This is a genomic window from Sorangiineae bacterium MSr11954 (assembly GCA_037157815.1).
In the GTDB taxonomy this organism is placed as follows: domain Bacteria; phylum Myxococcota_A; class Polyangia; order Polyangiales; family Polyangiaceae; genus Pendulispora; species Pendulispora albinea.
The window spans coordinates 1,824,157-1,847,569 of the sequence record CP089984.1 but is presented as its reverse complement, the minus strand read 5'-3'; the positions used below and the strand labels follow the sequence as shown (position 1 = coordinate 1,847,569).

Below are 23,413 nucleotides of genomic sequence, written 5' to 3'. Positions count from 1 at the left end.
TTTCGGCGTTTTCCCTGCTGTCCGTCGTGCCACGCTCATGGTGCGAGCCGAACGAGACGCCACGCTTCTTCGTCGGCGTACAACCGCCGCAGGAGGGAGCGAAAGTTGGGGAACATTTTCAGCTCGGCCAACTCGTCCCACGCGAAGAACCGAGCCTCCGGCGCCTCGGCGAGGGCCAGGCTCCGGCCGCGCTCACCCATCTCGCCCGTCTCGGGGGTGCAAAGGTATATCAGATCGAGATGGTCATGCGGATCGTCCTTGGCATGGATTCGCTCGCAAAGGACGGCATACGGCGTTCTCAGGACCGAGACTTGCGCGGCCGCATCTCCGAGCGAAAGATCCTGCGCGCCCAGGTGGCGCACCAAGAGGCCCGTCTCCTCCTCGACCTCCCGCACCACCGCCTCGTCGGGCGTCTCCCAAGGCTCGATGTGCCCCCCCGGATAAAGCCACACACCGAGCTTGCGATGATACAGGAGCAGAACGCGACGATCTTCGCGCAACACCAGCGCCGATGCGGTCCATTGTCGAATCAGTCTTCCAGTGCTTGCAGCGCCATCGCGCGTATCGGCTCCCATCGGGTCAAACACCTTCGTATGAATTGATCGCGGAGACGATGCGGTTGACCTGCTCCGCCTTGATGTTCGGATGAACCGGAATGGTCGTGATCGAATCCAACAACGCCTCGGCGTTCGGGCAATTTCGCGTCCACGGCTTCAGCAGCGGCGACTTGTAGAGGGTCTTGCAACCGTACCGCTTGATATCCGAAGGAATGCCGTGCGCGTCCAAGTGGTCGATGAATGCGCGGTTGTCTTTGAAACCCAAGCTCAAGAGCATGAAATAGTAGCTGGGACGGCTGCCGGGTAGAACCGTGAACTCCTTGACCCGCGGATTTCGAATGTCCGCGGCGATGCGCTCGGCGTTGTTGCGACGACTCTGCAGGTGGCCATCGAGGAGCCCGAGGCGGCTCTTGCCGATGGCGGCTTGGAGCGCACCCAACTTGTAGTTGAGCCCCAGGTCCTTCCCATTGAGGTTTCCGAATTGGCGGTAGCTTTGGACGACCTCGGCCAAGCGATCGTCGTCGGTGAGGATGAAGCCACCTTCCCCGGTGGCGAGGATCTTTCGGTCGTGCGTGCTGAAGCACGAGAGGTCCGCGTAGGCCGAAAGATGCTTGCCATCCAGCTTGGTCCCGTGCGAGTGGGCCAAGTCGAAAATCAAGGGAATGCCACGTGCTTTGGCGGCATTTCGAAGCTCGATGGCCGGGGTCGGATATCCCCACATGGGGATGTCGATGATGGCCTTCGTGCGCGAGGTGACCGCCCGCTCCAAATCCGCCAGATCGATCCCGAAGTTGTCCGGACGGGTATCGACGAAGACGGGGACGGCTTGGTGTGCGAGCACCGGATAAACGGTGCACAACGGCGAAGTCGGAGTGAGAACGACCTCGTCGCCCGGTCGAACACCGGCTGCGTAGAGGGCGACGCTGAGGGCGGCGCCACCCGACGAGATCCCAATCGCATGGCGGCTCTCGAAGTAGCCGGCCAGCGCCTTCTCGTATTCGACGACCGTGTCGCTCGAGCCCGAGAGCGCCTTCGAAAGCGCCTGGACCAGCGCATCGCCGTCGGTCGGTCCGATGTAATGGAACTTGTCGGAAATGGGCACCACTTTCTCAGACATGGGCCACCTCCGGCGAGGCTGCTGCGCGGCTCGTCGTGTGCGTGGAGCTAGCCGCATCCACCACCGCGTCGATGACTTTGTACGTGGGTAGCATGGCCTCGTAGTCCGCCACGAAGCGCTTTTTCTGCTGAATGGCGTCCGTGAACGCCTGCAGCTCGCCAAAGTAGCCGCTGCGCGCGTAGCCCGATTCGAGCGGGCTCGGATGCCAAGCCTCGCGCCAGCGTTTGCCGTCGCCGATGAGCGGCCCCTGGCGGCCCTCGCTCAAGAGCGTGAGATCCCAGAAATTCTCGAGGCGCATCATATGACCGCCGCTCCCTACCGCCAGCATTTCGTACGCGAAAACCGGGAACGCGCTGCCCGTGAGGAGCGAGCCCGTGGCGCCGCTCTCGAAGGACAGATCGATCTGGATGATCGAGCTCTTACCCTTCTCGCGAACCGAAACGTCGACTTTATCGAGCTCGCCGCCGAAGGAGATGGCCAAGTCGACGGAGTGAATGGCTTGCGCGAGCATGAAGGCCCGCGTCGTGTTCGTTCCCCACATGGGTGCGCGGGGCTTGTTCGCGGCGTGCATGATGCCGAGGTGCACCAGCTCGCCGAACAACGGATTTTTCGAGACTTCATGAAAACGTTGCACGGCCGAGGCAAATCGGTAGTTGAGACCGACCCCGGTCGTAACACCGTGCTTACGTGACGCAGCGATGAGATCGAGGAGCTCACGCGTGGTCATGCACGGCGGCTTCTCGACGAACGTGTGAAGGCCGTGCTCGATGGCGAAGTGCCCGATGTCCCGATGAACGTTCGGCGGCGCGGCCATCACCACCGCGTCCAACTTGCCGGACTCGATCATCTTCTTGGGATCTTCGTAATACGGAACCCCGCCCGCGCGCGCTGCGGCGATCTCTCCACGTGACGCATCTTGGTCACAAATGGCGGCCACCCGTGCCCCAGACACCTGCAACATGGCCGGCAAGAGATTGTTGATTCCCTGCTCGCCGGCTCCGATGAAACCTACTCGAAGTATCGTCATGAGTTGCCCTTTTTATTTGGGAGGAAGCTTGACCTCGAATACAGGACAGGCCGCGGCAGCCTGGATTTCCGTGTCGGGGTTCCCACGTCGAACGGACTCTCCCGAACATGCATTCCCTGCTCGGGCCCGAATTTCTCGAGCTCGAGCTTTCTTGGGATGAGCGTGTCGAAAAGCCCGCCTTGCCGGAACCAATCGATTAACGACTTGGAAAGTCGCAAGCAGCAGCTTATCTATGGTCTTCGTATGTTTGAAGTCAAGCGACGATGTTTAGCTGAACCTCAAAATGAGGTACAAACGGTCAATGGAAGAAATGTTCTTGGTGCGCGTACAAGAACAAAACAGATTCGTCACGCGCGTGCACCGACCTACACCCCTACGGACTACATCGGTTTTCGCCGAGAAGTTATTCCCCGAAGAAAGTTACGCAACTTAATTTGAGATTAGCCGACCCTGGACACCTTTTAAAAGGACGACTGGCCAAATTTGGACATCAACACCGAACCAACGTCCATCTTTTGTCTCGCTTTTGTCTGGCTTTTTGTCTGGCCTGCTTGCTTCGTGGGACTTGGCCGACTTGTCCTTGTCTGGTTTGCCTGGCGAGTCGACATCGAGTCGACATCAAATCAACATCCATCCAATCAAGTAGTCGACGGTCGAGAGCGTCCGCGGTCATCGAAGTTCGATGATGTCCAAATTTAGACATCCATGAAATCGACAACTTGCGCCTAAATTTTTTAACCGCCCCGCGGAATAGAAGCCGGCCACGTTGAATACCCTGGACGCGGGCGATCGTTGCTTTTATAGGTCTCAGGCAGCGTGATGATGCAAACTGCGGAGAGGACTGCGAGCACGCGTCCTTCGCTCGGGGCCACATCGTCACGTAAAGCTTCGACGCCGGCCACGACAAAGAACGGGAGAAGAAACGATGGGCCGCAGTGCACTCTTGGGCGCGTTGATGGCCGCCGTAGCGGTTGCGCTTCGATTGGTATTCGACCTCCACTACGTCAAGAACGAAGGGAGGATTTTGCGATTTCTCCGCCTCACGGACGACGAGAAGTCCTCCGAGCGCATTTCGTATTATGGGCGCTTCGACGGCTACTTCTGTGTGTTGCCGTTCGCCTGGTGTTGGTTTGACATCTACAGCGCCACGCTCTTGGCGACGGCCTGGGATCACGTGATTGGCTATGTGCTTCTCGTCGTGTTCGTCGGTGGTCGGTTTCGAGCACTGCAGGAAATTGGGCACAATGCCGTCCATGGCGCTCTTTGTCGCTCCCGCGATTGGCAATGGTTTTTGTCGGACATCTTCTTTCAGTTTCCGACATTCAAACGGGACATGCACGCCCGGTTCGTCACGCACGTGAAGGAGCACCACAAGAATCCGAATCAGCCAATCAAGGACCCCAATCTGATGCGGATAATCGCCGGTGGTATGGTCCCCAACATCTCGGAAGGACGGTTCTACTTCAATTTATTGTATCCGCTGACCCCGCTCGGATTCTGGGTGGGATTGCGAACGATGGCGCAACACAGCACGCTCTACAATCGGAATATCGGGACACTCTTTCTCAGGATCGCGACGGTGGCCGGCTTCGTTGGAGGGTTCATCGCGCTGGCGGGCTGGAAGGGGCTCGTTCTCGGCTACGTCGTTCCGTTGTTCGTCTCGTATCCGCTCTACACGTGGCTTTCGTTGTTGAGTGAACATCGCTGGTTCGTTGCGTCCGATCCGGGTGCGGACCGCCGAACGATGGAGTGCACGAACTGCCGGCCCATCGATTTTCCGGGCGTTGGTGGCTGGGTGATCCGTCAGCTGGTGTATCCCCTTTCGGATCAGTACCACCTGGCCCACTCGCTCTATCCCTTCGTTCGTTGGAACTATCTTCCCGCCATCGATCGTGCTCTTAAAGAACGAGATGAACTCTACGCGCGCTACCGTAGCGAGGGCTTCCTGTTCGGGCGCGAAGGAATGCCTGCTGCCCTCTCCGAGCTTCGTGAGCGGCTCACGGGTGCGCGCGATTGGGATCGCGCACCGTGGAGCGCACAATATGCACGGCAGCCGAAACCTTCCAGATCGTTTACCGGGTAGGTGTCCATGAGTCAGATGCAAACACAACCGCTGGCCGGCTCCGTCGCGGAGGGCATGCCGACGGCCTTCGTTCGCGATGCGCGTACATGGTTGATGTACCTGCTGCTCGCGCTCTTCGGGTTCTCGCAAGGTGTTCTTCCGTCGGTCATGCCGTTCCTGCGCGACGAGCTGGCGCTGAACACCAAAGCCGTAAGCTGGCATTTCAGCGTTTACGCCGTGGGCATCTTTCTTTCGGGGTTTCCGAGCCGCTGGTTGTTGCATCGGGTGGATCGTTTGGTGCTCGCATGGGCGAGCATCGCATCCGTGGCCGTCGCGGTGCTGCTCTTCGCAGCCGGCGCGAATGTCGTCACCACGCTCGCGAACGCCTTTCTCGTAGGCCTCACCGGGGGCGTGGCGCAAACGACCATTCAGGCTGACTTGGCCGTGCACCATGGCGAGCGCCGCGATGTTGCGGTGACGGAAGCCTACATCGTGGCCGCGGTCGGCGTCTTTCTGTGTCCGCTCATCATCGGCCGGACGCCCCAAGTGGGACTCGACTGGCGCTGGGCGCTGGTGGTGCCGCTCGTTGGTTTGGCGATCCTCGCGCTCGGCTTTCGTGGCGCGGTCGGGCGGGGCGGTGGACACGAGGTCGCGGAGGCTCGAGCGCAGGGCGGCCCGCTGCCGGCCACCGTCTACGTGTGCTGGGCGCTGGTCCTTCTCGGTATTTCGACCGAATGGGGCACGGCGTTCTGGGGTGCGCAGTTCCTCGAGCAGCAGCTGTCCATGGCGCCCGCATCGGCGGTAACCATGATGAGCCTCTTTTTCGGCGGCACGATCGTCGGGCGAACCTTCAATAGCCGTCTTTTGCGGCACCTTTCGAGCGCGCCCTTGCTCGCTATTTCCATTGCCGCCGGCGGCGGGGCCGTGCTTCTGCTTTGGGCCGTTCCCGCGATGGCGGCGGCGGCGATCGCGTTGGTGGTCGCCGGCTTCTGCCTTGGGAATTTCTATCCTCTGATCCTAGGGGTCGCCCTGCGCGCCGCACCGGACCAAGCCGCTTCCGTGAGCGCGGGCTGCGCGCAGGCGGTGGGGGTCGCGTTGCTCACCGCCCCGATGGCGCTCGGTCTCTTGAGCGAACGAATCGGGCTCGTGAATGCCGTCGGCGCGCTCACGGCATTTCCTCTTTTGATGGCCGTGCTCCTCGCCACCACGCGTCGCAAATAGGTCTTCGAACGACTTCGAACAAGGCCCTCAGCCGTCCTCACGAATCGGGAGATTTCATGCCGCTCACGTTGCTCTTCGACCTCGATGGTACGTTGGTCGATACGGACCCTCTTCACTTCGAAGCCTTTTCGACCTTGTTGAAGGAATACGACAAGCCGGCCATCGATTTCGAGTTTTACAAGACGCGCATCATGGGGTTCGGTCACCTCGAGATCTTTTCCATGCTGTTTCCGGAGCAAACCGTGTACACGGCGCTGGCCGAGCGCAAAGAGAGCTTGTTCCGCAATCTGGTGCGCGACTTGGAGCCCAAGGTGGGTCTGCTCGATCTGCTCGATTGGGCCAAGGATCGAAAGTTGCGTTGCGGCGTGGTCACCAACGCCCCGCGCGAGAATGCCATGTTGATGCTCGGCGCGCTCCGACTCGGCGAGCGCTTCGAGACGATCGTATTCGGTGAGGAGCTCACGCACGGCAAGCCTCATCCGATGCCGTACCTCACGGGCCTCGAGAGGCTCGCAGGCAAAGCGCATGCGGCCATCGCGTTCGAGGACTCGCTGTCGGGGGTGCGCTCGGCGTCCGGAGCGGGGATTTATACGGTTGGCGTGCGCTCCTCGTTGTCCGAGGAGGCGCTGCGCAAGGCGGGCGCGTCGCACACGATCGAGGATTTTCGGGATACGGCGCTTTGGTCGGAGCTTCGTCGGCACATGGACGAGGCGAATCCGACCAACGGAAAACTTACACCGTGAAGAACCACGGAGAGGACGGCACAATGACGGCAGCGCGGGTTGGAATCATCGGTGGAAGCGGTCTTTACCAGATGGACGAGCTCACCGATGCGCATTGGGAGCAGATCGATTCTCCGTTCGGCGCCCCGTCGGACGCGCTGCTCTGCGGCCGTCTCGGCGGGCAAGAGGTTGCGTTCCTTCCGCGCCATGGTCGAGGTCACCGCGTTCCCCCCACGGATTTGAACGTTCGCGCGAACATCGACGTGCTGAAGCGCGCGGGTTGCACGCAGATCCTGTCCTTTACGGCGGTGGGCAGCCTTCGCGAAGAGCTCCCACCGGGGACGTTCACCGTGATTGACCAGTACATCGATCGCACGTTCGCTCGAACGAAGACGTTCTTCGGCCCGGGCTTTACGGCGCACGTCTCCATGGCGGATCCGGTCTGTGGCCGGCTGGGCGATCTCGTCACGGAGTCGGCGCGCAAGCTCTCCATCCCGAACCATCGCGGCGGAACGTACGTCGTGATGGAGGGTCCGCAATTCTCGACCCGGGCGGAGTCGGAGCTGTATCGATCCTGGGGTGCCTCCATCATCGGTATGACGGCCATGCCGGAAGCGAAGCTCGCGCGCGAAGCCGAAATGTGCTTCGTCACCATCGCCATGGTGACCGACTACGATTGTTGGCACGTGGGCCACGAGGCGGTGACGGCGCAACGGGTCGCGGAGGTGATGACGGAGAACGTCACCCGCGCCCGGAGCTTGATCCGCGACGTGGTGCCGCGGCTCGGCGAGCACCGGACGCTCTGCGAGCGCGGCTGCCACACGGCTTTGGAGGGCGCCGTCATGACCGCCCCCGAAGCGTACGATCCGAGCTTGGTTCGTAAGCTCGACGCCGTATGCAGCCGGTTCTTCGACGCACGAAAGGGCTAGGCGAACACCATGGCGGAGAGCAAACACCTGAAGGGCCTCGTGACCGGCGACGGGAGCGAGGCGACGGTGCGCGCCTACAGCGCATTCGAGGAGTACGAGCTAGCCGATTATCTGGCCGGAATGGCGCGCGATCTGCCCGGCATCCGAGTCGAAATCGAGCGCATGGCCACCGCCACCTTGAACCTTCGTCTCCTCGAAGAAGCGGGCGACCCCAAGAACGACATCGTTTTGGGCTGGGCCGCCACGGCCATGCTCGAGCCGAAGATCTTGGAGCTGCTCGAGCCGGGCGCCATCGCCGAGAGCGATGCCTTGCCCGCGGGGTGCCGCGACCCGGAGGGGCGATGGTTTTCCCCCACGGGGTTCGTCACCGCCTTCGGAGTCAACGGCCCCCGCCTTTCGCAGCTCGGCGCGGGCGCGGCGCCAAACACCTGGTCCGCTCTCTTGCGCGAGGAGCTGCGCGGGGAAATCGTGATGCCCGATCCGCGGGTGTCCGGGGCAGGTTACCTGGTGGCGACCGCCATCCTCCAAGGGATGGGATCGGAGGCCGGTTGGGCGTTCTTGCGGGCGCTCGATCGACAGGTGTCGCACTACCCACCGTCGGCCTGGCTTCCCGTGGAGACGGTGGCGAAGGGCACGTCGTCCGTGGCCCTCTCGGTGGCGATCGCCGTGGTGAAGTCCATGGATCGAGGTGACCCGATGTCGCTGGTCATCCCCACGGACGGGGCGGGATTCGAGCCCGAAGTCTTCGCATCGATGCGCGGCTCGAAGGAGAAGGCGGCGGGGCGGCGGGTCTTGGAGTGGATGACGTCGAGCGCGGCAATACCCATTTACCGTCGCTATCGGAAGATCATTTTGGTTCGAGACGGCGAGAAGGACACTTCGGGCATCGTTGCCCGGCCCATCGACGTGAAGGCGGCCTGCGAAGGGCGAAAAGCATTCGTCGAGCGGTGGACCCACGAGATTGCGTCCCGTCGATGACGTGACGACGAACCGGTGAACCGCGTGAACCGTGTGAACCGACGAACCAGGAGATATCGATGACACGAGAGAGCCAGGGGCAAGGCAGCGCGATCCAACCGCCGGCGCGCGAATCGTTCGGCACGGGCCGGGACGGCGAAACGGTGTATCGGTACCATTTATCGAACGCGGCCGGCATGGCGGTCGCGATCATGGGCTATGGCGCGAGCATCAACCAAGTCGTGGTGCCCGACGGCGAGGGTGTCCCGCGCAGCGTGGTCCTGGGCTTTCCGAAGTTGGCGGATTACCTCGCGCCGCACCCCCGCTTGGGCGCCATCATGGGCCGTTATGGGAATCGAATTGGCGGCGCGCGCTTCGAGCTCGACGGACGCGAATACCATCTGACGGTCAACGAGGGAAAAAACACGATCCACGGCGGCAACCGAGGCTTCGACCGATGGACGTGGCGCGAGGTGGAGCTCGGTCATGGCCCCGAGGGATCGCGCGTGGTGCTCGAGCACCGAAGCCCGAAGGGAGAAGAGGGCTTCCCCGGAACGGTCACCGTCCGCGTCATGTACACGGTGACCCCCGCGAGCGAGCTTTGCATCGATTATTTCGCCACCACCGACGAGCCCACCGTGCTCAATCTCACCAACCACGCGTACTTCAACCTGTCGGGCGAAGGCTCGGGCAATATTTTCGATCACGAGCTCGTCATCTTCGCCGATTCGTTTACGCCCGTCGGCCACGACTTGCTCCCCACGGGCGAGATCCACGACGTAACGGGCACCCCCTTCGATTTCCGAATCGCAACGCCCATCGGCGCACGCATCCGGCAGGGCCACGAGCAGCTCGTGCGCGGAAAAGGCTACGATCACAACTATGTGTTGAACAAGCCGTCCGGTGCTGCGGCCGAACAACCGGTGCATGCGGCCCGCCTTCGCAGCCCGAAGACCGGCATCGTCATGGACACCTACACGACCGAACCGGGGGTGCAACTTCACACCGGCAACGTTCTCACCGGCGCCCACGTGGGCCACAGCGGATCGACGTACCGACAATCCGATGGCGTCTGCCTGGAGACGCAGAAGTTTCCCGATACACCGAACCGCCCGAACTTCCCCTCGTGCGTCCTGCGACCGGGCGCGCCGCTCGAAAGTCGAACCATCTACCAATTCCGTACGAGCTGACCCCAGCTCGTTCGCATCGGAGCCGCCCTCGATCCCCCGCAATGCGGGAAATACGGGAGGAGGAGGAAGGGAGAGGTTCTCTCGGCGGGCGAAAGCTCGTCGAAACGGATGAGTTTGTCCAGCGGCCTCTTGAGAGTGATTATCACTTGCGTTACAACGCGCTCATGAAGAAGCGTCTTTGGTCGATTGGCTTCGCGGTGGCAGCGTCGCTCCTCGCGTGCAGTGATGACGACAAGGGATCGAATCCGCCGCCGGGGGTCGACGCGAAAGAGGTCACCAAGGCTTACGCGCAGCTCGTGGCGGCGAACTATGCGGAGTCGCTCGCGGAGGCGCGCGTGTTGAAGAAGGCGGTCGCCGACTTCGTGGCGACGCCCTCGCAATCCACGCTCGTCGCGGCGCGCGTGTCGTGGACCCGAGCGCGTCTGAGCTACGGGCAGACCGAGGTGTATCGGTTTTACGGTGGGCCGATCGACGGCGAGGGCGGCCTCGAAGGGCGCATCAACAGCTGGCCGCTGGACGAAGCGTACATCGACTATGTCGTGGGCAAAGAAGGCGACAAGGACACGATCCTCGAGAACGGAATCGTCAACGATACGGCGCCGATCACCAAGGCGTTCCTCGCCGAGAAGAACCAACCCGGCGCAGAAGAGACGAGCGTCTCCACCGGGTGGCACGCCATCGAATTTTTGCTCTGGGGGCAAGACCTGAGCACCACCGGCCCGGGCGCGCGCCCCTATACCGATTACGTCACGGGCGCGGAAGGCACGCACAAGAATCAAGACCGGCGCCGCGCGTACCTGTCGGCGGTGACCGAGCTCTTGGTCGAGGACATCGAGTCGGTCGCCGCGCAGTGGGACCTGTCGAAGCCCGACAGCTACGGCTCCAAGTTCGTGGCCGCACCGGCCGATGAGTCGCTCACCAAGATCATCAAGGGGATTGGCAGCTTGGGCGGGGCCGAGCTTGCCAACGAGCGCATGAACACGGCCTACAACAACAAGGATCAAGAGGAGGAGCACTCCTGCTTCAGCGACACGACCAACCAGGACTTGGTCGCAAATATGCTGTCGCTCGAAAATGCGTACCTTGGCCGTTACGACACGAAGTTCCCGCAGGTTGGCCACTTCGATGGGCCCGGGATCGAGGATCTCGTCAAGGCGAAGAACCCCGCCCTCGATGCGGAGGTGAAGCAAAAGCTCGCCGCCGCCAAGGCCGCGGTGGCGGCCATTCCAGCCCCCTTCGACCAGGCGATCCTGAACGACGACCAGCGCCCCAAGATCAAGGCCGCCGTCGATGCGCTGAAGGATCTCACGGCGTCGGTGGTCAAGGTGGCCGAGGCGCTCGGGCTCAAGATTAACTTGGAGTAATGCTCTTTGGGAGCTCGCGGTTTTGAGCCTCCCCGGGTGGGACGAACGACGGTAGAGTGAGTAGGTCGATGGCCGAGTTGGTGCGCGCATTCGTAGGTCTTGGCGTCCTCTCGGCCGTGGCGGCGGGGTGGGCGTGTGGTTCGTCCGACTCGTCCGGTCCGCAGCCGCCGGGGGTGGAGGCCGGGGTCGAGCTCCTCGGCGGCGGGACGACCATCTTCGACGATACGCCCAATGCGTACACGTTCGCGGCGCGCAATTTGGATAGCGAGGGGCGCGAGGTGTTCGCGGAAGGCGACCACTTTTTCGGACGCAATTGGGTGACCGCCCCCGCCTCCACCTCGGGCAACGACGGGCTGGGGCCGACCTTCAACGCCATCTCCTGCTCCTCGTGCCACTTCAAGGACGGCCGCGGAAAACCTCCGGCCGGCAAGGAGGAGTTCGTCGGCCTTTTGATCCGCCTGAGCGTACCGGGCAAGGACGCTCAGGGCGCGCCGCTCGAGGAGCCGAACTACGGCGGGCAGTTCAATCACCGCGGCATCCTGGGGGTGCCGGGCGAGGGCACGTCGCGCGTTCGCTACGACGAAGCACCGGGGACGTATGTCGATGGCGAAGCGTACAGCTTGCGCCGCCCCACGTACGAGCTCACGGATCTCGCCTTTGGCCCGCTCGCGCCGGGCACCATGATGTCACCGCGCGTGGCGCCGCCGATGATCGGGCTCGGGCTCTTGGAGGCCATCTCCGAGGAGACGCTCCTCGGGCTCGCCGACGAACAGGATCGCGACGGCGATGGAATCTCGGGCCGGCCCAACCGGGTCTGGAACCTGCGGGCGGGGAAAGCCACCCTGGGGCGCTTTGGTTGGAAGGCGAACCAGCCCACGGTGGAGCAGCAATCGGCGGGCGCGTTCCAAGGCGATATCGGCATCACCACGTCGCTGTTCCGAACGGAAAATTGTCCGCCTTCGCAAACGGCTTGCCGGGCGGCGCCCTCGGGCGGCACGCCCAACCAGCCCGAGCTCACCGACGCCAAGCTCACGGCCGTCACCCGCTACGGCATGACCGTCGCCGTTCCGGCGCGGCGAAGCTGGACGGATCCGGCGGTCCTTCGTGGGGAGGAGGCGTTTGCGGCGGCCAAGTGCACCTCGTGCCATGTGCCCAAGCTTCAAACGGGGAACCTGGAGGGCTATCCGGCCCTCTCCCATCAGACCATTCGCCCCTTCACCGATCTGCTCTTGCACGATATGGGGCCCGATCTCGCCGATGGCCGGCCCGACTTCGAGGCCACCGGCACCGAGTGGCGCACCCCTCCCCTCTGGGGCGTCGGTCTGATGAAGACGGTGAGCAAGCACCAGTTCCTGCTGCACGATGGGCGCGCCCGGGGCTTTGCCGAGGCCATTCTTTGGCACGGCGGGGAAGCCAGCGCCTCGCGCGAGGCATTTCGTGCCATGTCGAAAGACGAGCGAGAAGCCCTCATCAAGTTCCTCGAATCGCTGTAAAGAGCATCTTGTCATGAAAAGACGGTTTTCTCCGACCCTCGCCTTGATCCTCGGCTTGTCGCTCGCCGGCGCCTTCGGCACCACCTCCTGGATTGCCGGATGCAGCAGCTCGAGCTCGGGTGCATCGTCGGTGGACGCCAAGCCGGTGCTCCAGGCCCTGACGAACGACGTGATCCTGCCCACGTACCGTACGCTCGACACCGAGGCCGGCACCTTGCGCGATGCGGCCGAGGCGCTGCGGAGCGCTCCAAGCGCCGATTCGCTGGCGCGCGCGCAGGCGGCGTGGCGGGCGGCGCGAAAGACCTGGCGAAAGGCGGACGCGTTCCGCTTTGGCCCCGTGGACAGCAAGGGCATCGCCGACGTCATCGATGCATGGCCGGCCAACGGGGAGAAGCTGGACCAGTTGCTCGCGGGATCCGAGCCCATCACGGCCGACTCGTTCGAGAAGCTGGGGGCGAACCTCAAAGGGTTCATGGCGCTCGAGCACCTGCTCTTCGACAACCCGGGCGGCGGCGATGCGGCCGTCCTCGCGAAGCTCACGGGCACCGGTGCAGCCGAGAGGCGCCGCCTTTACGTGGCCATCGCGGCCGCGAACCTGAAGGCGAAGACGGCGGAGCTCCTTCGGTCGTGGGATCCGGCGGGTGAGAACTTCGCCGCGCAGCTCACGAACGCGGGGAGCGGGAGCCAGACCTTCCCCTCCGGAAAATCGGCGGTCGACCAGCTGGTGAACTCGGCGACGTACGCGGGCGACGTGGTGGCCGGCAACAAGATCGCGCGGCCCTTCGGGAAGCGAAACGGCGGCGTGGTGCAGCCGGGCCAAGAAGAGGCCCCGCGCAGCGACAACTCGCTGGCCGATATGCTGGCGACCCTCGAGGGCGTGCAAGCCGTTTACGATGGGGCGCCCGGCGGCGCCGAGCCAAAGGGCATCGGCGATCTGGTGCGGGGCAAGAACGCGAGCCTCGACGACCGCGTGCTCGCCGCCTTGAGCGATGCGCGCGCCAAGGTCGCGGCCATCCCTCCCCCGTTCCGCACCGCCTTGAGCGAAAAGCCGGCCCCCGTCGACGCGGCATATGAATCGGTGCGCGCGATGAAGAACACCTTCGCCACCGAGGTGGCGAGCGTGCTCGGGACCACGTTGAAGTTCAACGACAACGATGGCGATTGACAGACGCAGCGCCCTCGCCGGAATCGGCGTGGCGGCGAGCATGGCTTGGTCGAGCTCCGTAGGCGCGCAAGCCGCGGATCCGGCTGCGCAAACGGCGGCGAGCGCGCAAACGGCGCAGCCTGCGCAAACGGCGTCGAGCGCGCAGACGGCGCAAGTCGCACCGGCGGCGCACGCCGTGGACGAGGTGCGGGTGCACGGCAACGCGGCGGACAACTTGGAGCGCGCGTCGGGATCCGGATCGCGCGTCTCGGAGACCGAGCTGCGGCGCGCGCAGCCCCAGAGCGCCGGTGAGATGTTGCGGCGGGTGCCGGGGCTGGTGGTCCGGCAGGAAGATCCGATGGGCCTGCGCCTCAACTTGGGGGTGCGCGGATTGAGCCCCACCCGCGGGCGGCTGGTGCTCGTCGAGGAAGACGGCGTGCCGGTGGTGGTGAGCCCGTACGGCGAGCCGGAACTCTATTACTCTACGCCCGTCGAGCGCATTCAGAACATCGACGTCATCAAAGGGCACGAGGTGCTGCTCTACGGCCCGCAAACGGTGGGCGGCGTGGTGCAGTTCCACACCTGGACGCCCCCCACCCGCGAAGAGTGGAATGTCGAAGGGACGTGGGGCGAGCGAGGCTTCGCCAAGGCGCTCGCCCGCTACGGCAACACCGCGGCCGGCGGCGACGTGCGCTATGTGGTGCAAGCCTTTCGCAAGCAGGGCGACGGCTTTCGCAACATGCCGTTCGAGGTGACCGACGTCATGGGAAAGGTCGTCTTCGCCACCGGCCCGAACGGCGAAGCGACCCTCAAGCTCGTGGCCTACGACGAGCTCTCGCACACCACCTATGTCGGCCTCACCGAGCCGATGTACCAAAACGATCCGCGCCAAGACACGGTGGCGCCCCACGATCGATTCGGCATCCGCCGCTACGAAGCGTCGCTCCGCCACGAGCAGCGCTTCGGCGATCGCACCAAGCTCGACACCCACGTGTTCGCGTACACCATGAACATGGGCCTGCGGCAGCAGGACTTCGACCGCGGCAATGTCTCCGGCACCACCTACGAGCGGATCCTGGGGCCGCAAGGGATCCCCGGCGCGGGGCTGTATTTTCGTACGACGTCGCAGATCCGCGATCGCAATTACAATGTCGTGGGGGTCGAGCCAAAGCTGGAACACCGCCTCTTCACCGGCCCCATCGCGCACAAATTCATCGTCGGCGGGCGCGCGATGTTCGACTCCGCGCGGCGGCGCGGCTTCGCGGCCTCGTCCCCCAACGCGGACACCGGCGATTTGCTCACCGACGACACCACGAACATCCTGGGCTTCTCGGCGTACGCCGAGGACCGCATCGCCTTTCGCGACGACGTGCTGGTCACCCCCGGGTTTCGGGTGGAACACGCGATCAGCCGGCGCTACTCCAAACGGACGTACGAAGAGGGCGCCGTCCGCGACGTGTCGCTCGAGGGGAGCTCCACGGCCACCGGGCTGATGCCCGGCATCGGCATGATCGTCGGCAAACCGCACTTCAACGTCTTCGGCGGGCTCCATAGTGGGTATTCGCCGCCGCGCATCAGCCAATCGATCACCCCCACGGGGCAGGACGTGGGGCTGTCGGCCGAGCGGAGCACCAATTGGGAGCTCGGCGCGCGCGTCCGCCCGCACCCGTGGGCGAGGCTCGAGGTCTCGGGGTTCCTCACCAGCTTCGACAATCAGCTCATTTCGAACAACACCTTGAGCGGGAGCGCCGCCGAGTTCAAAAACGGCGGACGCACGCGCCACCTCGGCGCGGAGCTCACGGCCCTCATGCAGCTCGGGCGCGGGCTGCGGCTGCCGGTGGACGTCGATTTGGCTGCACAATACACGTTATCGCGCTCGACCTTCGTCGGCGGTCGCTACGATGGCAACTTCGTCCCCTACGCGCCGAGGCACCTGGTGACCGCCACCTTGGACGTGGACCATGCGCGAAGCGGCTTGGGCGCGCAGGCGACCTTCACGCACGTGGGCTCCCAGTTCGCCGACGAGACGAACACCGTGGAGGCCGACATCTCGGGCCGCGCCGGCGAAATCCCCTCGTACAACGTGGTCGATCTGGGCGCGCGCTACCGGCACGCCAAGACGGGCCTCTCGGCCATTCTGACGGTCAAGAACGCCTTCGACGACGTTTACCTCTCGGGCCGCTTGCCCAATGGCATTTTCACCTCCGGCTTCCGGCAGGTGTTCGTGACATTGAAATGGTCGGGGCCTTGAGGCGCACCGGCCCGGCGACGCGCAGGGTCCGGGGTCGACCGCCGGGGCGCCAGGGGCGCTAGGGGTGGAGGGCTCCTTCCCGTGTCTCCCGCGCCGGCACCCCGTTCACGCTCGACGACCGCGATCGATATCGCGTCGCTGGCCGCATTTCGGATCGTGTTCGGGCTGTCGATGGCCTTCGCCGTCGGGCGGTTCTTCTGGCACGGCTGGATCGCCGAATATTACTACGTTCCAAAGCACTTCTTTCACTATTACGGCTTCGCGTGGGTGCGGCCGTGGCCCTACCCGTTCATGCACGTGCACTATGCACTCATGGGGCTGGCCGCGCTGGGCATCGCGCTCGGCATCGCCTACCGGGCCAGCGCCGTCGTCTTTTGTGCCCTCTTCACCTACGCGCACTTCATCGACAAGACGAATTACCTCAATCATTATTATCTCGTCAGCTGCCTCGCGCTGCTGATGATTTTTCTCCCCCTCGACCGCGCGGCCTCGTTTCGCGTGTGGCGCAGGCCGGAGGAGGCGTGGGATCGGGCGCCGGGGTGGGCGCTCGGGCTGGTGCGCTTTCAAGTCGGCCTCGTTTACGTCTTCGGCGGGATTGCCAAGTTGAAGAAGGATTGGCTGATTTACGGCCAGCCGCTCACCATTTGGCTGGGGGCCAACACCGACTTTCCCGTGATCGGTCGGTGGTTTCCGTACAAAGAGTTCGCCGTGGGGTTCAGCTGGGCGGGTGCGCTGTTCGATCTCACCGTGGTCCCCTTCCTTCTCTGGCGAAGGAGCCGCCCCTTTGCCTATGCCGCGGCGGTGGCATTCCATCTGATCACCGCGCGCCTCTTTCAGCTGGGGATGTTCCCATGGATCATGATGGGCGCCGCGTTGGTCTTTTTCGACCCGAGCTGGCCGCGCCGGTGGATGGAGCGCGCGCGACTTTTGCGCCCCGCCTCCGAGGTCCCTTGGTCCCCACCGAGTATGCCGAAGTGGGGGCGCGTGCTCGGAGCCCTGTACATCGGATGGCACATTCTCGCGCCACTCCGGCACATGATCTATCCGGGCAATGTGCTGTGGACCGAACAGGGATTTCGCTTTGCGTGGAACGTGATGCTCATGGAGAAGAACGGCGCCGTCGAGCTCACGGTCGTGGAGCCCTCGACCGGGAAGCGCTGGACGGTTTCGCCGCTCGACCATTTGACGCGTTACCAAACGAAGATGATGTCGACGCAGCCGGACATGATCCTGGAGTTCGCCCACATCGTGGCCGAGGACTTCGCGCGCAAAGGACACCCCGCCATCGAAGCGCACGTGGAGGCGACCGTCGCCCTGAACGCGCGCCGCCCGCAGCCGCTCATCGACCCGCGCGCCGATCTCGTGCGGGAGGAGGACGGCCTCGGGCCGAAGGCTTGGATCCTTCCGTTCCGAGATACGCCACCCGAAATGTAAATACGGGGTGACGAGCTCGGAAATTCCCCTGGGCCGCCGTTTATCCATCCTTCTTGGCTCTTGGCCAAGCGCGGACTCGACCGATTCTCGTGTCCGAATGACCGGCATATCGGGTAATGGAGAAAAACCATCGCTCCTTCACCGGATCACGAGGACACGTATGAACCTAGCCTCCTTGATGCGCCCGTCCATCGTTGCATACACGATATCACTCGTCGTTACAGCTTCGGGTGCGGCTCAAGCGCAAAATACTCCCCCGGCAACGTCGAATTCCCAAGTTGGTCAAGCCGGCCAAGACGCCAAAGACGCCTCGCGATCCAATTTGGCTCAAAGCGAGCCAGCCAATTCGCCGCCACCGGCCGCGCCCGCCGCGGACAATCCGGCCCCGAGCGAGCCCGCAGCGCCCGCGCCGGCGCCGGCGGCTGCACCTGCGCCTGCCCCCGAGCCCGCAGCGCCCAAATCGGCGGCCCCCAGTTATTTCCAGTTTACGGAGGCCGAGTATCTGCACGGTTTCTTCTACCGGGAGCCGTTCAACCCCGACCACGAGATTCAGAAGGAGGTTTTCACCTTTCAGCACTACGGGGAGTGGGCGCTGGGGCGGAATTTCTTCTTTTTCGACTTCCTCAAGTCGCATGGCGCGGATGGACATGCGAACGAGGTTTATGGCGAGGCCTACGCGTCGCTCACCGCCAGCAAAGTCTTCGGCACTTCGCTGGAAGCCGCCATTTTTCAGGACATCAACCTCACCATGGGCGTCAACGTGGGCGCCAAGACGAATAGCTCCGGGCCGCTCATCTATCTTCCCGGTATAACGACCGATTGGAAGTTGCCCGGTTTCGCCTTCTTCCACGTCGATACCCTTCTCTATATCGATCAAGGCCGATTGGGCGGCTCCCAGTACGCGCAGGGGTGCACCCAGACCACGTTCCAGATCACCCCCGCTTGGGATCTTCCGTTTGCGCTCGGCCCTGCGCGGTTCTCGTTCCAAGGGTTCGTGGACATCATTGGTGCGCACGGCCAATGCGAGGTCCAAGTCCTCGCGCAGCCCCAACTCCGGTTCGACATCGGAAATTTCTTCAATGCGCCCGACAAGCTCTATGTCGGAACGGAATTTCAGTACTGGCTCCACAAATACGGCTTCAAAGACGTGAACGAGGCGCACCCGCAGACCTTGGTCGTCTGGCGTTTTTGACCCATTTCGGAGCTCGCCCGCGGCTGGTCAGGCGGCGAGGCGGTCAGGCGCGGAGTTTGATTCAATACGTCTTGGGAAAACGTATGATTTTTCCGTCGATGTAGTTCTCCGCGCGCGATCCATGGGTGGCCACGTACACGAAGCCCTCGTCGAGCGCGAGGGCTGCAGCTCCGACGATGCGCGTCATCATGCGCGCGATGGGGCCACCCCCGAGAGGGCGGTGCAGGAGCGCGCCCTCGAGAAACTCGGGGCTCTTTCCGGCGTCGAGCCAATAGATGCCGCTCGCATCGACGGCCAGCGCGATGGGGTGGGTCTGCCCGCTCGCCAGCAGCTCGATGGGCCAGGTGCCATCGCACGTGGTCCTTCGAATCGAGCCATCGCCGGTGTTGATCCAGTAAAGGAACCCGCCATGGACGACGATCGTCCGAGGATCGGGCTGCCCGGGGGCGAGCTGCACGAGCGCGCCGCCATCGCCGCGGGCCTTGTAAATGGCGCCTCCTCCGTCGACCGGCCCGAGCTCGCTCCAAAAGACGTCGTTCTTGTCGATGGCGACGCCCTCGGGCCCGGGTCGGCCCGGTACGACGGTGCGCACCGAAGCGTCCATGGGCTCGCGGGGTGATGCCGCCAAGATGGAACCATTGGACGCGGACGCCCGGGTGCCGAAACCGGCCCAGTAAATGCCATCGGCGCCGGACCCCGGGGTGCCAAAGGACATGCCCCTCGCGGCGCCCGGCCCGTTGAAGATGACCTTCCTCTCCGTGGTTCCAAGGGCCATGCAGTACAGCGTGTGCTGCGACGGGGCGCTGGTCTCCGTGTAGCAAATGTCGTTTGCGCCGAGCTTCATGCTCGTGTTGTTCACGAGAAATCCGCCGACGTGCGGATCGAGCACCCCGCGGCATCCGGCGTCGGCCGACAGGCATGGGGTGGTCTTCGGGATCCGCGCGAGCTCGCCGTATTCGTCGTAGCCGTTGCCCGTTTCAATCCAATACACGTAGGCTCCGTCGACGCCGAGGCCCTCGGGGTAGTGGAGCTCGCGCACCAGGTCGAGCCGTGAGCACCGCGCCTCCGTGCACACCGGGATGCCGGGGACGTCGGCGTTCGCGTCGGGATCTCCGATTGAACCGGGGACATCCGCTCCGCTCCCCACGTCCGCGGCGCCTTGGGATCCGTCCGGGCCGCTCGATGTCGCGGCGTTCTTGAAGTCGCTGCACGCCAGAGGAAGCAGCGTGCCTGCGGCGACGAGCGCCACGAAGAGGCTTACTCGCGAAATGGGCGCCATCGTCTTCCCCACGATGACGTCATACCATCTGGGTGCCGCCGCGCCGGCGGGACGAGATCACCAAAACACCAATCATGAGCGCAAAGGGCGCCACGCCGAACACTTGAGTTGGAACGTCCGGAATCGAGCTTTGCGCCAATGTGGCCACCGACTGCAGAACGCCGAAGACATAGGCGCCGAGCGCCACCTTGGTCGGGTGCAGGCCGCCGAAGATCACGATGGCCAGCGCGATCCAGCCGTAGCCGGCCGTGTGGCGATGGCTCCAGCCCGCCTTGAAGTCGAGCGAAAAGGCCGCGCCCGCAATGCCCATCAAGGCGCCCCCGAAGAGGGTATACGCATAGCGAAGCCGGATCACATGCGCTCCGCGCACATACGCGGACGTGGGCTTTTCGCCGGTGGCGCGCAGGAGGAGCCCGGCGCGCGTCCCATAAAAGTACGCGGTGGCGCCGAGGATGAGCAGGTAGCTCGCGTACACCAGCGCATCGCTTCGAAAGAGGAGCGGGCCCAAGATGGGAATGTCGCGCAGCACCGGGATCGACATCTCCGGAACGGTGGGCCCCGGGATGCGCACGAACGGATTGCCCAGCACCGACGAGAGGTCCGCGCACAAAAGCGCCAGGACGAAGCCGATGGCAATCTGCGACTTCTGCAAGGTGATGCTGCCGAAGGCGACGATCAGCGCGACGAGCATCCCCGTGATGGCCGCGCCGGCGAAGCCGCAGAGGAGGCTCCCGGTGCTCTCGGCCAAGGCGAAGCCGGTCATGGCCGAGAGCATGATCGTCCCCTCCGCCGAGAGGTTGATCACCCCCGCGCGCTCGGAGAACGTCTCGCCGATGGCGGCAAAGACCATGGGCGTCGAGGTCGCGATGGCGGTGGCGAAGATGGGAACGACGTCCATCGGTGCTCAGGTACCTTCCCGGCGGGCGCCCGAATCGCCGCGCGGCAAAAGCAAGAAGACGAGGGCCAGCGCCCCTTGCAGGACGCCCGAGAGCGAGGACTCGAGGCCGAGCGCGAGCGGCAGGCGAAGGCTCCCCACATTGAGCACACTGAAGAGCACCGCGATGGGGACCACCAGGCGCATGTCGAAGCTGGCCAGCATGACCACCAAGAGCGCCAAGTAGCCCAAGTTGCTCGAGACGTTGGGGATCAGGCGGTGAAAGACGGCCATGACTTGAAGGGCGCCGGCGAGCCCCGAAAAGACGCCGCACGCCGCGAACACGATGAGCAGCTGCTGCACGGCCGGGACGCCCAGCACGTGCGCCGAGCGCAGGTTCTGCCCCACCGCGCGCACCTTCAGGCCAAAGTGCGTCCGCTGGATGAGCACCGCGGTGAACACGGCGGCGGCGATGGCCAAAAGCAACGCGGTTGGACTTGCATCGGTGGTGCCGAAGGTGGACATCCAGAGCGAGCGATCCATCGGCTCGGTGCCGGCCATCGAGGCCACCCCTTCACGCTTCCACGGGCCGAAAATGAGATAAAGCGCGGCGCCTTGCGCCATGAAGTTCATCCCCAGGCCCGCGAAGATCTCGCTGACCCGACCGAACACGTGCAGCACCCCAGTGAGCACGCCCCACGAAGCGCCCGCGAGCATGCCCGCCACGAGCGCCACCGCGATGACCGCCCACGCGGGAAGGACGCTCTCGGTGGCGCTCGCCGCGCCCGTGGCCGCGATGGCCCCCACCACCAGCTGCCCTTCCACGCCCAAATTGTAGAGGCCCGCGCGAAACGTAAAGAGCAACCCGCTCGCACAAAGGAGCAGCGGCGAGAGGGTGCCGAGGACGCGCGCGGCTTGATCCACCGTGCCGAACGCACCGTCCCAGAACGCGACGGCCACGGCGGCGGGCGAAGCGCCCATCAAGAGGCACACCGCGCCCACGAACACCAGCGAAACCACCAGGGCGGCCGCGCGGAGCAGGGCGGGTTTCACGAACGCGGGCTTCACCAGCGCGGGCTTCACGATCGGGCCGCCTCGTCCTCGTCGTCGCCGAGCTGGCCGCCGATCATGCGCCCGAGGCGATCCAAGGTCAGCTCCGAGGCCGCGATGGGCCGCGACGCGTGCCCTCCGCTGAAGGCGATGATCCGATCGCTGTACGTCATGACCTCGTCCAGATCGGAGGACGCGAACACGATGGCGGTGCCGCTCTGGCAGCGCGCGATCAGCTGCTGCCACACCCACTGGGTCGACTCGATGTCGAGGCCGCGCGTGGGGTGCTCCATCAGCAGAAGCGAGAGCTCCGGCGGCAGGAGCGCCAGCTGCGTGCGCTGTTGGTTGCCGCCCGAGAGCTGCTCCGCGCGGGACTGCGGGGTGCCGCGGATGCGAAAGGTCTCGATGGCTTTTTCGGCGGCGCGGGTCATCTCCTTGGTGCGAAGAAAAAACCCGCGCGCGGGCGAACGCAAGGCCACGTGCTCCTCGATGGAAAATCCGCCGATGAGCCCCTCGCGCACCCGATCCGCCGGGACGTACGCGACCCCCGCGCGAAGAAAGGCGCGGTACGGGCGGCCCGTCAGATCGACGTCGCCGACCCGAAGCCGCCCTTCGCGCATGGGCAAGAGCCCCGCGCAGAGCTCGAGCAGGAGCGACTGCCCGCTGCCCTCCAGACCACAAAGGCCTACGATTTCGCCCTTGCGGGCGACGAACCGTTTCATCTGGAGCCGCAGGCGCCCGCGGACGGCCTGGGGGCGCTCGAGGCGAACCGCCTCGGCCTCGGAGACCGCGGTGGCGGGCTTGCGCGGTCGGGCGGCGGCCGCGGAGCCGAACATCATTTCGACCAAGCGCTCCGAGGTGATGGGCAGCTCCGCCTCCCCCACCAGCTTGCCCCGCCGCAAAATGCTCACCCGGTGGCACAGTGCCTGGACGTCCGGCAGCTTGTGCGACACCAGCAGCACCGAGCAGCCGTCCGCGGCGAGCTGCTGGAGCGCGGTGAAGAGCGACTCCTTTTGTTGGCTGGAGATACCGGTGGTCGGCTCGTCCAAAATCAAGGTGCGTACGCCCAGGGATAAGAGCCCCAGGAGCTCCAATTGCTGCCGCTCCCCCATGGTGAGCCGGCCTGCGCGCTCGTCGGGGTCGAGCGAAAAGCCAAAGCTGCGCATCAGCTCCAGGAGCTTGTCGCGCGACTCCCGTTTTCGCTTACCGGCAAAAAGAAAAGGCCCCGGGCGCGCGGCCACGAAGTTCTCGAGGACCGTGAGCTCGGGGAAATCGTGGGGCTCCTGGTGGAGCATGCCGATGCCGGCGGCGAGGGCCCGGGCCGGCGTGTCGAGGATGGCGGGGCGGCCATCGAGCTCGATGGTGCCCGTATCCCGGCGAACGAGCCCGCTCAGGATGCCGGCCAAGGTGCTCTTGCCCGCCCCGTTCTCGCCCAAAAGGCCGTGGATCGAGCCCGGCTGGAGGGTGAGCGAGATGCCATCGTTCGCCTGCACGGCCCCGAAGCGTTTGGAGATCTGGCGAAGCTCGACACGCATTCGGGGACGGAACAC

The 23,413-nt window shown here is 64.4% G+C and carries 19 protein-coding genes; 12 read left to right on the top strand and 7 right to left on the bottom strand.

Features of this window, described 5'->3' with window-relative positions; all coding sequences use genetic code 11:
* Nucleotides 1-35: 35 nt before the first annotated feature.
* Genes LZC94_07630 through LZC94_07620 form a run of 3 tightly spaced genes read right to left on the bottom strand, consistent with a single transcriptional unit; the run spans nt 36 to nt 2,701 of the window.
* On the bottom strand, nt 36-575 hold the full coding sequence (locus LZC94_07630) for an NUDIX domain-containing protein (protein ID WXB17138.1): 540 nt from the start codon (nt 573-575) through the stop codon (nt 36-38).
* A 4-nt stretch (nt 576-579) separates the two neighbouring features.
* Entirely contained in the window at nt 580-1,674 is a 1,095-nt protein-coding gene (locus LZC94_07625; GenBank protein ID WXB17137.1) for an aminotransferase class I/II-fold pyridoxal phosphate-dependent enzyme, read from the bottom strand.
* Nucleotides 1,667-2,701, bottom strand: coding sequence for a Gfo/Idh/MocA family oxidoreductase (locus LZC94_07620; protein WXB17136.1), 1,035 nt, complete (start codon nt 2,699-2,701; stop codon nt 1,667-1,669). Before LZC94_07620 ends, LZC94_07625 begins: the two co-directional genes overlap by 8 nt.
* 925 nt (nt 2,702-3,626) lie before the next feature.
* Here LZC94_07620 and LZC94_07615 point away from each other — a divergent pair.
* The 12 genes from LZC94_07615 to LZC94_07560 all read left to right on the top strand — a co-directional run bounded on the left by LZC94_07615 (nt 3,627) and on the right by LZC94_07560 (nt 18,660).
* Nucleotides 3,627-4,784, top strand: a complete 1,158-nt coding sequence (locus tag LZC94_07615) for a fatty acid desaturase (protein ID WXB17135.1) — start codon at nt 3,627-3,629, stop codon at nt 4,782-4,784.
* A gap of 6 nt (nt 4,785-4,790) precedes the next feature.
* On the top strand, nt 4,791-5,984 hold the full coding sequence (locus LZC94_07610) for an MFS transporter (protein WXB17134.1): 1,194 nt from the start codon (nt 4,791-4,793) through the stop codon (nt 5,982-5,984).
* 56 nt (nt 5,985-6,040) lie between these two features.
* The gene (locus LZC94_07605; GenBank protein WXB17133.1) at nt 6,041-6,727 is read left to right on the top strand and encodes an HAD-IA family hydrolase; all 687 of its coding nucleotides are present in this window, start codon (nt 6,041-6,043) and stop codon (nt 6,725-6,727) included.
* A gap of 23 nt (nt 6,728-6,750) precedes the next feature.
* Nucleotides 6,751-7,635: an S-methyl-5'-thioadenosine phosphorylase gene (locus LZC94_07600; GenBank protein ID WXB17132.1), complete on the top strand. Its 885-nt coding sequence runs from the start codon at nt 6,751-6,753 to the stop codon at nt 7,633-7,635.
* Nucleotides 7,636-7,644: 9 nt separating this feature from the next.
* Nucleotides 7,645-8,613: an ABC transporter substrate-binding protein gene (locus tag LZC94_07595; GenBank protein WXB17131.1), complete on the top strand. Its 969-nt coding sequence runs from the start codon at nt 7,645-7,647 to the stop codon at nt 8,611-8,613.
* A 59-nt stretch (nt 8,614-8,672) separates the two neighbouring features.
* Entirely contained in the window at nt 8,673-9,782 is a 1,110-nt protein-coding gene (locus LZC94_07590; GenBank protein WXB17130.1) for a galactose mutarotase, read from the top strand.
* A gap of 164 nt (nt 9,783-9,946) precedes the next feature.
* A complete protein-coding gene (locus LZC94_07585) occupies nt 9,947-11,146 on the top strand; it encodes an iron-regulated protein (protein ID WXB17129.1) in 1,200 nt (399 codons plus the stop codon).
* A 68-nt stretch (nt 11,147-11,214) separates the two neighbouring features.
* Nucleotides 11,215-12,639: a c-type cytochrome gene (locus LZC94_07580; GenBank protein WXB17128.1), complete on the top strand. Its 1,425-nt coding sequence runs from the start codon at nt 11,215-11,217 to the stop codon at nt 12,637-12,639.
* A 13-nt stretch (nt 12,640-12,652) separates the two neighbouring features.
* Nucleotides 12,653-13,804: an imelysin family protein gene (locus LZC94_07575; GenBank protein ID WXB17127.1), complete on the top strand. Its 1,152-nt coding sequence runs from the start codon at nt 12,653-12,655 to the stop codon at nt 13,802-13,804.
* Nucleotides 13,794-16,034 (top strand): TonB-dependent receptor, encoded by a 2,241-nt coding sequence (locus LZC94_07570; protein WXB17126.1) that lies wholly within the window; start codon nt 13,794-13,796, stop codon nt 16,032-16,034. The genes LZC94_07575 and LZC94_07570 overlap by 11 nt, the downstream gene beginning before the upstream one ends.
* A gap of 81 nt (nt 16,035-16,115) precedes the next feature.
* Nucleotides 16,116-17,468, top strand: a complete 1,353-nt coding sequence (locus LZC94_07565) for an HTTM domain-containing protein (GenBank protein WXB17125.1) — start codon at nt 16,116-16,118, stop codon at nt 17,466-17,468.
* Between the two features lie 322 nt (nt 17,469-17,790).
* Nucleotides 17,791-18,660 carry a hypothetical protein gene (locus tag LZC94_07560; protein WXB17124.1) on the top strand — a complete coding sequence of 290 codons (870 nt, stop codon included), beginning with the start codon at nt 17,791-17,793 and terminating at the stop codon, nt 18,658-18,660.
* A 61-nt stretch (nt 18,661-18,721) separates the two neighbouring features.
* Here the strand turns inward: LZC94_07560 and LZC94_07555 are convergent, their stop codons facing one another.
* Genes LZC94_07555 through LZC94_07540 form a run of 4 tightly spaced genes read right to left on the bottom strand, consistent with a single transcriptional unit; the run spans nt 18,722 to nt 23,398 of the window.
* Entirely contained in the window at nt 18,722-19,951 is a 1,230-nt protein-coding gene (locus LZC94_07555; GenBank protein WXB17123.1) for a hypothetical protein, read from the bottom strand.
* A gap of 7 nt (nt 19,952-19,958) precedes the next feature.
* Nucleotides 19,959-20,837 carry an ABC transporter permease gene (locus LZC94_07550; protein WXB17122.1) on the bottom strand — a complete coding sequence of 293 codons (879 nt, stop codon included), beginning with the start codon at nt 20,835-20,837 and terminating at the stop codon, nt 19,959-19,961.
* A gap of 6 nt (nt 20,838-20,843) precedes the next feature.
* The gene (locus LZC94_07545) at nt 20,844-21,896 is read right to left on the bottom strand and encodes an ABC transporter permease (protein ID WXB17121.1); all 1,053 of its coding nucleotides are present in this window, start codon (nt 21,894-21,896) and stop codon (nt 20,844-20,846) included.
* The gene (locus LZC94_07540) at nt 21,893-23,398 is read right to left on the bottom strand and encodes an ATP-binding cassette domain-containing protein (GenBank protein WXB17120.1); all 1,506 of its coding nucleotides are present in this window, start codon (nt 23,396-23,398) and stop codon (nt 21,893-21,895) included. The genes LZC94_07545 and LZC94_07540 overlap by 4 nt, the downstream gene beginning before the upstream one ends.
* Between the last annotated feature and the right edge of the window lie 15 nt (nt 23,399-23,413).